Here is a 12,915-nt window from a genome sequence, read left to right as displayed (position 1 = left end):
CCTCCCTTATATCGTAATCCCCTTATTCCACTTTTAATGTCATTAAGTATTTTGTTAACGCATCGATTTGTTCTTCCGTTAACTTTCCATACGTATCTGTCATTTTGTTTCCTGGTTTAATTTTTTCTGGATCTCTTAACCATTCTTTTAAGTTCTCTTCATTATGTTCCAAAATGCCCGCAATGCGCTCACGATCTGCAAAGTTAGCTAAGTTTGGAGCTGTGCGCGCCTGCTCTGGACGTTTATCAACTGGAGTAACGGCATGACAACCGATACAGCTTTTGTTAAAAATTTCTTCTCCTTGTTTCACAACTGGATCAGTTGAAGCAACAGGTTTTGCGTTTTGCATTTTTTCAATCCATTGATCAAATTCAGCTCTTGAAACAGCTTTTACTTTGAAATCCATCAACGCGTGAGATGGTCCGCAAAGCTCCGCACATTTTCCGTAGAAAATGCCGCCTGCTTCTTCTGCGCGTTTACTGTCAAATTCCAACCAAAATTGGTTTTTGTTATCGGTATTTGTATCCATTTTTCCGCCCACGGCTGGAATCCAGAATGAGTGTTTCACATCGGATGCTTTCAAATTAAAGTAGACGCGTTCATCCGTTGGAACGACTAAATCTTGGCTTGTAACAACTCCATAATCTGGATATTCAAACTCCCACCAATAAAGATTTGCACGCACATTGACAACAACAACGTCTTTGTCGCGCTTTTCTTTATTCATCGGTTTTACATCCGCAAGCTTGAATGTGTACGAAACAGTTGGAACAGCCAAAATAATTAAAAGTAAAATTGGAATGACCGTCCAAATGATTTCAAGCTTATGGCTTCCTTCCACTTGTTTCGGAATTTTGTTCTCTTGTCCTTTACGTTGACGGAAACGAATGACAACGTAAACGAAAATAATGGTTACAACAGCAATGACAAACACCATAATGGCCGTGCTGAGCAGCATAAGATTATACTGCATGTCAGCTACTTCTCCAGCTGGTTGCAGCGTAGATAAAAACGGTTTGCCACAGCCAGCTAACAAAAGCGCCATGAGTGAAAAAAGTGAAAACAAGCGCCAATTCAGTAGCCACTTTTTCATAGCCTAATCAAACCCCTCTTTCATGTTAAATAAGTATATAAATTCTTTCTTTACAAGAAGAAAGAATTGTAAACACCATTTAGTCAATTGTTACAATGACCATAGTGACAAACAAGATCGTCAAGTAATTAAGCGAATAAATAAACATCCATTTCGCCCATTTTAAATCATCTTTCATTTTAAACCCCGCTAATCCAAGCGCAAGCCAACCAATGTTGAGCAATGTCGCAATGACTAAAAATGGGGTTCCTAATGAGAATAAATAAAACGGTAAAGGTAACAAACAGGCAACCCAAATGACAATTTGTCGCTTTGTGATCGCAAAACCATGAACGACAGGCAACATCGGAATTCCCGCTGCCCGATATTCTTCACACCGCTTCATCGCCAAAGCTAAAAAATGTGGCGGTTGCCATAAAAACATAAGCAAAAACAAGATAATCGGCACCATATGAAAGCTTGAATCAACCGCCATCCAACCGATTAATGGCGGAACAGCTCCAGAAATACTTCCAATAACTGTATTTAATGTATTGTTTCGCTTTGACCACATCGTATAAAGAAAAACATATATGACGACACCAATTAAACCAATCACTGCCGCTGTTACCGTAGTCATCAATAAGCTAAGAGTGCCAATTGCAACAAGGAAAACTCCGAGCCAAAGCACTCGTTTCGGTTCCATTTTTCCAGTAACAGTCGGTCTTTCTTTCGTTCGCTCCATCAAATGATCGATATCGCGATCAATAAAATTATTTAAACTGCAGGAACCTGCAATCACTAACGCTGATCCAAATAAAGCAAAAAACACAACGTGCAAATGTTCTAAAAATCCTTTTCCAGTAAAGTGTAATGCCAACCATAAACCCGTAAATGTTGTAATTAAATTCGAATTGACGATTCCGATTTTAACGACCGCTAAAACATCTTTCAAAGTTATTGATTGTGTTTGTTTTTCTGTTGCCACTTCTTCAAGTGCATCCGCCATCGATCGTCACTCCTCTCTTACGCCTTTCGACAATGAAGGCGTTTCCAATCTTTGAACGAAAATTATATATTGTCTCTGTATATTAAAGCACATTTTCGTGCTAAATTGTGAATTTTTTTTGTCCTATTTGTGTCAAAATTGTGTCAAAACTTTATTTTCACTATGAAAAAATTGAAAACAAACTATTACCATTTATATTTCTAACAAACTCGCATCAAATATTCAACCTTTTTCAATATAATATTTGTTTCTAACCGTTCATATATTATAAAATATTATTGTTTGTCGCATAATTTTTTGCTCTTTTTTAATTTTTCCGTTAAGATGGAGATAGATTTTTTTCACACCTTTCTCACATTTTTTATTTTATTATACATTTTTTACTAGATTTCTGACAAATAGATATTTGAAAATATTGGACTAAGAAGGTGAATCGATTTGCAACGTTCATTAAAATGGTTTGCTGTGTTGACAACAATCGGCATGCTTTTTGTGCTTATCGGTGGAGCGCTTGTTACGAAAACGGGATCAGGAATGGGATGCGGTCGCTCTTGGCCGCTTTGTCATGGCGAGTTCATTCCTTCCAACATTAATACAGAATTGCTCATTGAATTAAGCCATCGCATCGTGTCGGGTGTTGTCGGATTGATGGTGCTCATCTTATCCATTTGGTCTTGGCGAACGATCGGACACATTCGTGAAACAAAGTTTTTAGCGATCGTTTCATTCGTATTTCTCTTCTTGCAAGGATTGATCGGCGCAGCCGCTGTCGTTTGGGGACAATCCGATTTTGTGCTCGCGCTTCATTTCGGAATTTCCCTCATTTCGTTCGCTGCTGTTTTTCTACTAACTCTATTTATTTTCGAAGTGGATCAAAAATTTGATGCACAATCGGTCGCCCTTGAACGAAAGATGAAATGGCACATTTACGGTATCATTATTTACTGCTACATCGTCGTGTATACCGGTGCGCTCGTTCGCCATAAACAAGCAAGCTTAGCTTGTCCAAGCTGGCCATTTTGCTCGAATACTCGCTTCTTTCCAACGCAGCTTCATGAGTGGGTACAAATGGGGCATCGCTTTGCCGCTGGGTTATTATTTATTTGGATTTTATTCGCTACCATTCATGCAATCAAACATTACAAACAGCAACGCGTCATTTACTGGGGATGGATCATTGCGCTCATCCTTGTTTCTTGCCAAATTTTTACTGGTGCACTTGTCGTTTTTACAAAACTCAATTTGTACATCGCTCTAGCTCATGCCTTTTTTATTTCATGTTTATTTGGCGTACTCAGCTACTTCGTTTTATTAGCAACGCGAAGCAAAAAGGAGCAAACGGCTACTCAATCCACAAAAACTTCTCCAGTCCCTTCCACCATTTTAAAATAAAAGAACGAGGATAGTTCCTCGTTCTTTTATTTTTTAACTTTCTTATACTCCTAATTCAATTAGCAAATCTCCCGTTTGAATCGCATCGCCGTTTTTCACGTAAATATCTTTTACAAAACCAGAGAATGGCGCTTGCACGGTTGTTTCCATTTTCATTGCTTCCGTAATCATTAAATGATCGCCTTTTTTCACTTTTTCTCCTTTTTCAACAAGCACTTTAACGACCGTTCCTGGCATCGTTGCAGCAATGTGATTTGGATTGTTGCGATCCGCTTTTATTCTAGAAGCAACCGTCGTCTTAATGCTTTCATCTTTAATGATCACTTCACGCGGCTGACCATTTAATTCAAAATAAACGATTCGCGTCCCGTCCGCTTGCGGTTGCCCGATCGAAACGAGTTTGACGATCAATGTTTTTCCTTTTTCAATCTCAACCTCAATTTCTTCACCGAGGCGCATTCCATAAAGGAACGTAGGCGTATCGAGCACAGATAGATCGCCAAATTGCTCGACTGTTCTCGCATATTCGACAAACACTTTTGGATATAGCGCATAAGCGATCGCATCAAAATCCGTCACTTGGCGATTTAACAATTGAAATAGCTCTTCTTTTAGCTTTTCAAAATTCACTGGCTCAAGCAGTTCTCCAGGACGAACCGTAATCGGCTCGCGACCTTTTAAAATAATCCGTTGCAATTCTTTCGGGAAGCCGCCGTACGGCTGGCCAAGATATCCCTCAAAAAATTCAATAACCGAATCAGGGAAATCAAGCGTTTCTCCTCGCTCGTAAATATCTTTTTCCGTTAAATTGTTTTGTACCATATATAGCGCCATATCGCCAACGACTTTGGATGATGGCGTGACTTTCACAATATCGCCAAACAAATCATTGACGCGACGATACATTTCTTTTACTTCATCCCAGCGATCCCCTAAACCGACCGCCTTTGCCTGCTGCTGTAAGTTGCTATATTGTCCGCCTGGCATCTCATGCATATACACTTCTGTATGCGGTGCATTCATGCCGCTTTCGAAATCTTGATAATATTTTCGAACGTCTTCCCAATAACGAGAAAGCTGCTCTAATGATTGAATATCGACATTTGGCATGCGTTCCGTTCCTTCTAACGCATAATAAAGCGTGTTGGCGCTCGGCTGCGATGTCAATCCCGCCATGGCACTCACCGCTACATCAACGATGTCAACGCCTGCTTCAATCGCTTTCGCATACGTATAAATACCGTTTCCGCTTGTATCATGCGTATGCAAATGAATCGGAATATCAACCGTTTCTTTTAAAGCAGAAATGAGCACATATGCCGCTTGAGGCTTGAGCAATCCTGCCATATCTTTAATGGCCAAAATATGTGCCCCCGATTGTTCAAGCTCTTTCGCTAAGTTTTTATAATAATCTAAGTTATATTTTGTTCGCGTTGGATCTAAAATATCACCGGTATAACAAATGGCGGCTTCGGCAATTTTTCCTGTTTGTCTAACGGCATCAATCGCTACAGTCATTCCTTTGACCCAGTTTAAGCTGTCAAAAATACGGAAAACGTCAATGCCTGCTTGTGCAGATTTTTCAACAAATTCACGAATGACATTATCAGGATAATTTTTATAGCCAACGGCATTCGACGCACGCAATAGCATTTGAAATAATATGTTTGGAATTTTTTCGCGCAGTTTCAATAAGCGATCCCATGGATCTTCCTTTAAGAAACGATACGCCACATCAAACGTTGCACCGCCCCACATTTCAAGAGAAAATAAGTTTGGCAATAGCCGCGCAGTCGGTTCAGCGATACGCACAAGATCGTTCGTCCGTACGCGCGTTGCTAACAATGATTGATGACCATCACGAAATGTTGTATCTGTCAACAATACTTGTTTTTGCTCTTTAATCCATTGAACAAGTCCATCCACACCGCGTTCTTCTAAAATTTGCTTTGTCCCGGATGGAATTGGCTCAACATGATTCACTTTTGGAATGCGCGGAGAATCAAAGACCGGTTTCTTTTTCTTCCCAATGCCCGGAAAACCATTGACGGTTACTGTTCCGATGTACGTCAACATTTTCGTACCGCGGTCTTTCCGCTTCGGAAAGATGAACAGTTCCGGCGTTGTGTCGATAAACGACGTATCGTACTGTCCCGTCAAAAATTTCGGATGCTGTACAACGTTTTCTAAAAACGGAATATTCGTTTTAATTCCGCGAATACGAAACTCGCGCAAATTGCGAAGCATTTTTGCCGCTGCTTGTTCAAATGTAAGAGCCCATGTTGTCACCTTTACTAGAAGGGAATCGTAGTAAGGAGTGATCACCGCTCCTTGGAAGCTGTTTCCCGCATCTAAACGAACACCGAAGCCACCGCCTGAACGATACGCCATAATTTTTCCTGTATCTGGCATAAAGTTATTGAGCGGATCTTCGGTTGTGACGCGCGCTTGAATCGCATAGCCATGAATCCGAATTTCTTCTTGCGGCGGAATTCCTACTTTTCCGCTATGTAGCGAATGCCCTTCAGCAATCAAAATTTGCGATTGAACAATATCAATTCCCGTAATCATTTCCGTAATGGTATGTTCCACTTGAATGCGCGGATTGACTTCAATGAAATAAAACTGATCGCCTGAAACAAGAAATTCGACCGTACCTGCATTGACATAATTGACATTTTTCATTAACTTAACGGCCGCTTCACAAATTTGATCGCGCAATGAAGGCGAAAGAGAAACGCTTGGAGCCACTTCCACTACTTTTTGATGGCGGCGTTGCACAGAGCAATCGCGTTCATATAAATGAACAATATTCCCTTCGTAGTCCCCTAAAATTTGGACTTCGATATGCTTTGGATTTTCAATCAGCTTTTCCACATATACTTCATCGCTACCAAAAGCTGCTTTTGCTTCCGACTTTGCTCGCTCGTAAGCGGCCTTCAGCTCCGATTGCGAGCGAACGATTCGCATTCCTCGGCCACCGCCGCCTAACGCCGCTTTTATAATGATCGGATAACCGTATGTCTCAGCAAAGCGAACGACATCCTCCAAGCTCTGTACAGGGCCATCGCTTCCTGGAATGACTGGGATGCCTGCCTTTTGCGCTTGATGGCGCGCCTTCACTTTGTCACCAAACATATCCAAATGTTCTTGCTTCGGTCCGATAAAAATAATCCCTTCTTCTTCGCATCGTTTTGCAAATTGAATGTTTTCCGATAAAAATCCATATCCGGGATGAATCGCATCGACATCATGCGTCTTGGCGATTTCAATGATCCCCTCAATATCAAGATAGGCATCGATCGGCTTTTTTCCTTCGCCAACTAAATACGCTTCATCCGCTTTATAACGATGATAGGAACCGACATCTTCTTTCGAATAAATCGCAACCGTGCGGATGCCAAGTTCATTGCATGCACGAAAAACGCGAATCGCAATTTCACCGCGATTAGCTACAAGTACTTTTCGGATGTGACGTTTTTCCATGTATCTTGCTCCTCCCCCTATTTAATCATACTAAAACTATAACGGATTTTTTTTATTTGTAAATAGGATTAGTGAAAAGATACATGATTTTTTTGAAAATTCTTTCGAGCGGACGGACGCTTATAGGTTAATTCGTACTTTGCAAACATTGAAATATTGGCAAGAACCCCAACGGAAAGCATAAGCAAAACAAGCGAAGAACCTCCGTAACTGACAAAAGGCAACGTTACACCTGTGATCGGAATCAATCCCGTCAACCCGCCAAGATTGACGAACGATTGAATCGCGATCATCGTCGAAATGCCGATCGCCAATAAACTTCCAAACGCATCTTGACATTTACGAGCGAGCAAAAGCCCACGCAACACAATAAATGATAGCAATAGCAACACAAACATGACGCCAAACAAACCGAGTTCCTCTGCAATAACCGCCATGATGAAATCGGTATGCGCCTCTGGTAAATAACCGTATTTCTGAATGCTTTGTCCAAGTCCCAACCCTTTTAATCCGCCGTTGGCAATTGCAAAATACGAGTTAATGAGCTGAAATCCTTCATCTTCCGCATGCTCAAACGGATGTAAAAATCCATCGATTCGCGAAAGGCGTTCTTCTGAAAAAATTTCGTCCCACCACACTGATAAAACAAAGGGAGAAGCAAGCAAACATAGAAATAATAAAAACAAAATTTGTTTAAACAATAGTTTTTTGCTAATTGCAGAGCAGACAATAATGGTTGATGCGATGACAAAAATAATAAAGGCCGTTCCGAAATCAGGCTGGGCGGCGATAAGAATACAAATAAACAGCATGTAGTAGATTGGAAAAAGAGCGTCTTTGGCAGAATGATGAAGCTTTTTTTGCTTATTCGCAAAAACGCCGCTTAAATAAACAATCAACCCAAGCTTAGCAAATTCCGCTGGCTGAATTCCGAACGAACCTATTTTAAACCAACTTGTCGCATTGTTGGCCGTATAACCGATTAAAATAACTAGAATTAAAGAAATTGGAAGGGCGAAGAAAATGAATTGCAACACTTTTTTTGTTGCATATATCTTATATGGGACGAAAGCTGTTACCAGAAATGCAATCGTTCCCAGTATGAGTGCCCATTTTTGTTTTTGAAAAAAGTAATCGCTCGCTGTATGATAACGAACAACTGCTGTGATCATACTAGCGCTATACACCATAATTAATCCAAATAATGAAAGGAGAAACACCGCTATGATCAAAGGATAATCATACGATTTGATAATCTTTTTAAACAGCTGCTTATCCATCGTTCATCTTCCTTACTTGATTTACAATCTGCTTTCATTGTACTACAAAACCGATGTAAAAAATACAAAAACTCAAACGAAAACCGTTTGAGTTTAACGCAAAATCATTTCTCTCTTTTCTTTGTACACGCTTCGTGAAGTGCCGATAACTCGCGTTCAAGCCGATCTAAAATCGCCTTTCCGTCTTTTTCATCGACGAGTCCTAAACGAACAGCAAAGTCGATTTCTCTCGATAAACCAAACATTTGCGTATCGAGCACTTCTTCGTAAAGAGGGCATTGCGGCATCGTTAAATGATCCATTTGTACTTGAATAAGCTTCACAATTTTATCCGCATCCGCTTGCAAAAGCGAATAAGCTCTTTCTCGATAGTTAACCGCCACCTCAGACGTCACCTTGACCCCTCCGTTCCGTTCAGTCCTGTCTCTAAATCTTATCGTGAAAGTGAAAAAAATGCAAGTTGCATGCTTTATCAAGTGTGAATCAAGTCTTTGTGAGAGATCCTTCCCCTTCCGTTTTTCTGTCACGGTCTTCCAAAAAATTACCTTCCCATAAACATTTTACTCAGTCGCTTCATCAATAACTATGAACAATTTTACAAAAAAACGTTTTCATTCTATAATTGATTGAGATAGGGGGAAGATGGAAATGGACAACATTATTTTAATTACAGGTAAAGTTAAGTTTACGATTACACTCGATCCAAGCGTATGGATTTTTGACGATCGCAAAGTGGACCTACATACTTATTTTACACATCCTTCATCAAATGAACAATCCGAACAAGAAGACGAAGTGAGAAAACTTTCGCAATATTGGGAGCGCGAAATTCAAGAAGGATCTGTTTTTCCGCCGACGTTAAAAACGGAAAAACAATTTGAGAAAGAGCGCATCTTAACAGGGACATTTGGCATGCCGCTTGAACCGTTTTTACGCAACGCTGAACCGCTTGCAGAAGCCAATTCATTAAAGATTGTCACAGCCAATGACGAAATATCACTTCCGCTTTCAGAGGCTTATCACCTTATTTTAGGTTTTTCAAAAGATGGAAAACCGCTCAAAGAAGACGGACCTGTTCATATTTACTATGGCGACGGCTCCAATCGCGAACGTCCGATTACTCATGTAAAAAAATTTATCGTTGATTAACCAAAAGAGGCTGACCGAGAAAAAACGGATCAGCCTCCTCACTTTTTATAACAAATCTGCTGCCAATTGGGCTAACGAAGATCGTTCTCCTTTGATAAGACGAACATGCCCAGCTACTTTCTGCTCTTTAAATTTTTCAACCACATACGCTAAACCATTATTATACTCATCTAAGTACGGATGATCGATTTGCTCAGGATCCCCCATTAAAACAATTTTACTCTTTTCTCCAACTCGCGTTAAAATGGTCTTCACTTCGTGTTTCGTCAAATTTTGCGCTTCATCAATAATAATAAATTGTTCAGGAATGCTTCGGCCGCGTATATATGTGAGCGCTTCAACTTCAATCGATCCCATTCCCGCTAAAATGGCATCCAATTCCCCAGGTTTTTTCGTATCAAATAAATACTGCAAATTATCAAAAATCGGCTGCATCCACGGCCGAAGCTTCTCTTGTTTTTCCCCAGGCAAATAACCGATGTCTTTTCCGACGGGAACAATCGGACGAGCAACAAGTAATTTTTTATATAGATGTAAATCTTCTGTTTGCATTAATCCCGCTGCTAATGCTAGCAACGTTTTTCCTGTTCCTGCTTTCCCGATGAGCGTTACTAACGAAATATCTTGCCGGAGCAAAAGTTCGAATGCCATCGTTTGTTGAACATTGCGCGGACGAATCCCCCAAATATGCTCGTAATGAAAGGCAAGCCTTTTTACTTTCTTTCCCGTATGGTCAACGATGCCGAGCGCAGAAGCCGAGCCGCCCAATGCATCTTTCATAACTACAAATTGATTGGGATAAAACGGATGGTTCGTAATTTCTGAAAGAAGAAGTTCTCCCTTCTCATAAAACCGCGTTAAATATTCAACGCTTATGTACAAATCTAAAAATCCCGTATAAATATGATCGATTTCAACGACGCGATCGCTTAAAAAATCTTCCGCTTGCAGCCCGATCGCATCCGCTTTCACGCGCACAAGCGCATCTTTGCTCACTAAAATAACAGGACGTCCGTTTTCTTTCGTCTGCTCTTCCAGCAATAAATTTTTGGCAACGGCTAAAATACGATTATCGTTTGTTTTTTCAATAAAAATTTCTTGCAATTGTTGAAAAGAACGATGATTTAATTCAATGCGCAACACTCCACCATTTTCAAGCGGAATTTTTTCATGAAGTTTCCCATTTTCACGCAAACGGTCAATTAATTTTGATACTTGCCGCGCATTTCTCCCAATTTCATCCATGTACCGTTTTTTCGAATCGACTTCTTCTAAAACAACAGCAGGAATGACCACTTCATTATCCTCAAATGAAAAAATCGAATAAGGGTCTTGCAATAGCACGTTTGTATCTAACACATATATTTTCTTATTCAATGTTCCGCCCCCTACTCATTAATTTTGTCCGGCCTTTTGGACGGGATTGTTGTTTATATATATGAGAAGGCGCATAAAGATAGAAGAACTTTTACAAAATAAAGTCAAAGACGGAAGGAGTGAGGAAATGTTTAACTATATTGCATTCGTTTTTTTCATCTTAACGGGGCTCATTATGAGCGGCTGCCAAATGAACGCACAACCGCAAAATAACGGAAATGATTCGCTCATTCATGTAAAAAATACGACAGAAAACAAAATAGTGAATAAATCAGGTCAACAAATTGCCAAACATCTTGCCGCCTTAGCAAGCAGCGTTCCAAACGTAAATGATGCAACGGCGTTAGTCGTAGGAAAATATGCAATTGTCGGCATTGATGTCAATTCAAAGATTGACCAGTCAAGAGTTGGAACAATCAAATACTCAGTTTCTGAAAGCTTACAAAAAGATCCTTATGGTGCGAATGCGATTATTATCGCTGATCCCGATTTGAACGTTCGCTTAAAACAAATTTCCAAACAAGTAACGGATGGCAAACCAATTCAAGGGTTTATGGACGAATTAGCGGCCATTGTCGGTCGGGTAATGCCGGAAGTGCCAAGCGACTTTATTCAAACGGGAAATCCAAATTCAACCAAACAAAATGATGCGCAACTCAATAACGAGGAACAACAACAACTGAAACAGCGCCAGCAAAAACAATCAAACGACCAGATGAACAGATGAAATAAGAAAAACCGAGCGTTCCAAAAACGACGCTCGGTTTTATGCATTTTTTAAAGCGTTCATCACTTGCTGATCTAATTTCGCAGCCGCTTGAGCATCATACGTTTTTTCATATTTCGGCTCAACGGAAATTTTCGAACCGTAAAACATCACATCGCGCACTTCACGAATATCCACTTGAATCAACGCTAATTTAAGCGGGACATTTTCGATTTTTTCAACTTTTACATGCGCTTTTCCGCTAATGGAATAAGTGGATTCATTCGCAATTAACGTGATGGCAATCGCACCATTCGCACGAATGTTTTGTACAATGCGCGAACGTTGGTCAACTGCGAAATAAATTTTCTCTGGACTAGGAGCATAGATCCATGAAATCGCGCTCACATTTGGTTCACCCGTTTCGTGGTCAATGGTACAAACCGTGACAAACCGTTCTTTTTGTAAGCTGCGAAAAAGCGGATCAATGAGCTTCGGCTCAACGACATTCGCCATGAAAAATCCCTCCAAACGTTTTATTTATATCATACCTTTTTTTATCGAAATTTCAAACTTATGATATAATGAAAAAAACAACAATGAGGTGGATTATAAAAGTATGAGAGTAAAATGTATTCTTTGTGATCAAATCGACGAACTACCTGATGAATCATTGTTGGCAAAACGGCTCCGAAATCGTCCGATTCATACATATATGTGCAAACAATGTAACGAACGAATTACCGAAAAAACAAAAGCGCGACTCGCAACCGGAAAATTTAAATTATATCGTTCAAGGACAAACGAAGATCATTGGTAAAAAAATCGCACCGAATTAAGTTCGGTGCGATTTGTAATTTACGTACTTCTCCGGCTCTCGATTGATTTGCTCAAGCATCGTTTCGATTAACTCGGCAGGAAAACGAAATTGTTTCGAACCTTCCTCGTTTTTTAATGTAACCATATACATTTCATTCTCTTTTTTGAAAGCAATTTCTTCAACCTTGTAGTCTTCTTTTAACATGCAGGCAAAAAATTGCTCGGTTTCTTGCGCGGCTTCGTCATCTTTTCTTGCATCCGCAACGACTTTAATGGTCAGCCAATTGTAAACAGCGTCTTGCAACTTCATCATTTTCACCGCCCTGCCTGCTTTAAGCGCAGTTTATACACAATCAATACAATAGCCGCAACAAACAATCCTTCTGCGACAGGTAAAAAAACAGCAAAAAACGTTAAAATGGTGCACCCGAGTGCAAGCAACACATAAATAATGACATTCTTTAATAAAGGAAGCTTCTTAGCAAAGCCGAGACGATAAACGATGGCCGATAAAATGAGCACTGTAATATAAAGAAACCACATACCTGATATTGGCTGTTCATGTACTTGGTACAACGAAGCAAAGAACGAAAGACGCTCGATCACATCCACTTCTCCCTACTCC

At 40.1% G+C, this 12,915-nt stretch carries 12 protein-coding genes and 1 pseudogene; 4 read left to right on the top strand and 9 right to left on the bottom strand.

Going from position 1 to position 12,915, the window contains the following annotated elements:
• Positions 1-22 precede the first annotated feature (22 nt).
• The gene (gene coxB, locus EDD69_RS05785) at positions 23-1,093 is read right to left on the bottom strand and encodes a cytochrome c oxidase subunit II (RefSeq protein WP_132948015.1); all 1,071 of its coding nucleotides are present in this window, start codon (positions 1,091-1,093) and stop codon (positions 23-25) included.
• 79 nt (positions 1,094-1,172) lie between these two features.
• A pseudogene (gene cyoE / locus EDD69_RS05780) lies at positions 1,173-2,012 on the bottom strand (heme o synthase); the annotation flags it as partial.
• Positions 2,013-2,519: 507 nt separating this feature from the next.
• Here cyoE and EDD69_RS05775 point away from each other — a divergent pair.
• Positions 2,520-3,473, top strand: coding sequence for a COX15/CtaA family protein (locus EDD69_RS05775; RefSeq protein WP_132948013.1), 954 nt, complete (start codon positions 2,520-2,522; stop codon positions 3,471-3,473).
• Between the two features lie 42 nt (positions 3,474-3,515).
• On the opposite strand, the gene pyc is transcribed toward EDD69_RS05775, so the two are convergent.
• From pyc to EDD69_RS05760, 3 genes are all read right to left on the bottom strand, one after another.
• Entirely contained in the window at positions 3,516-6,959 is a 3,444-nt protein-coding gene (gene pyc, locus EDD69_RS05770; RefSeq protein ID WP_132948012.1) for a pyruvate carboxylase, read from the bottom strand.
• Between the two features lie 68 nt (positions 6,960-7,027).
• Positions 7,028-8,239 (bottom strand): FtsW/RodA/SpoVE family cell cycle protein, encoded by a 1,212-nt coding sequence (locus EDD69_RS05765; protein WP_132948011.1) that lies wholly within the window; start codon positions 8,237-8,239, stop codon positions 7,028-7,030.
• Between the two features lie 104 nt (positions 8,240-8,343).
• A complete protein-coding gene (locus tag EDD69_RS05760) occupies positions 8,344-8,634 on the bottom strand; it encodes an Fpa/YlaN family protein (protein WP_132948010.1) in 291 nt (96 codons plus the stop codon).
• Positions 8,635-8,887: 253 nt separating this feature from the next.
• Here EDD69_RS05760 and EDD69_RS05755 point away from each other — a divergent pair, with 253 nt between their 5' ends.
• Complete coding sequence (locus EDD69_RS05755) at positions 8,888-9,388, top strand: peptidyl-prolyl cis-trans isomerase (RefSeq protein ID WP_132948009.1); 501 nt, start codon at positions 8,888-8,890, stop codon at positions 9,386-9,388.
• Between the two features lie 45 nt (positions 9,389-9,433).
• Here the strand turns inward: EDD69_RS05755 and EDD69_RS05750 are convergent, their stop codons facing one another.
• Positions 9,434-10,765, bottom strand: a complete 1,332-nt coding sequence (locus tag EDD69_RS05750; RefSeq protein WP_132948008.1) for a PhoH family protein — start codon at positions 10,763-10,765, stop codon at positions 9,434-9,436.
• A 127-nt stretch (positions 10,766-10,892) separates the two neighbouring features.
• Here EDD69_RS05750 and EDD69_RS05745 point away from each other — a divergent pair, with 127 nt between their 5' ends.
• Positions 10,893-11,492 (top strand): YhcN/YlaJ family sporulation lipoprotein, encoded by a 600-nt coding sequence (locus EDD69_RS05745; protein ID WP_132948007.1) that lies wholly within the window; start codon positions 10,893-10,895, stop codon positions 11,490-11,492.
• A gap of 39 nt (positions 11,493-11,531) precedes the next feature.
• Here the strand turns inward: EDD69_RS05745 and EDD69_RS05740 are convergent, their stop codons facing one another.
• The gene (locus EDD69_RS05740) at positions 11,532-11,987 is read right to left on the bottom strand and encodes a pyridoxamine 5'-phosphate oxidase family protein (RefSeq protein WP_132948006.1); all 456 of its coding nucleotides are present in this window, start codon (positions 11,985-11,987) and stop codon (positions 11,532-11,534) included.
• A 103-nt stretch (positions 11,988-12,090) separates the two neighbouring features.
• On the opposite strand from EDD69_RS05740, the gene EDD69_RS05735 reads away from it, so the two are divergent.
• A complete protein-coding gene (locus EDD69_RS05735) occupies positions 12,091-12,291 on the top strand; it encodes a YlaI family protein (protein ID WP_132948005.1) in 201 nt (66 codons plus the stop codon).
• A gap of 15 nt (positions 12,292-12,306) precedes the next feature.
• On the opposite strand, the gene EDD69_RS05730 is transcribed toward EDD69_RS05735, so the two are convergent.
• Both EDD69_RS05730 and EDD69_RS05725 read right to left on the bottom strand, forming a co-directional pair.
• Positions 12,307-12,600 (bottom strand): hypothetical protein, encoded by a 294-nt coding sequence (locus tag EDD69_RS05730; protein ID WP_132948201.1) that lies wholly within the window; start codon positions 12,598-12,600, stop codon positions 12,307-12,309.
• 5 nt (positions 12,601-12,605) lie between these two features.
• Complete coding sequence (locus EDD69_RS05725) at positions 12,606-12,902, bottom strand: YlaH-like family protein (protein ID WP_132948004.1); 297 nt, start codon at positions 12,900-12,902, stop codon at positions 12,606-12,608.
• Positions 12,903-12,915 lie beyond the last annotated feature (13 nt).

This window comes from Thermolongibacillus altinsuensis (genome assembly GCF_004341205.1).
Taxonomy (GTDB): Bacteria; Bacillota; Bacilli; order Bacillales; family Anoxybacillaceae; genus Thermolongibacillus; species Thermolongibacillus altinsuensis.
Note: the sequence above shows the minus strand (reverse complement) of the source record. Positions and strands in the feature narration are given on the sequence as shown.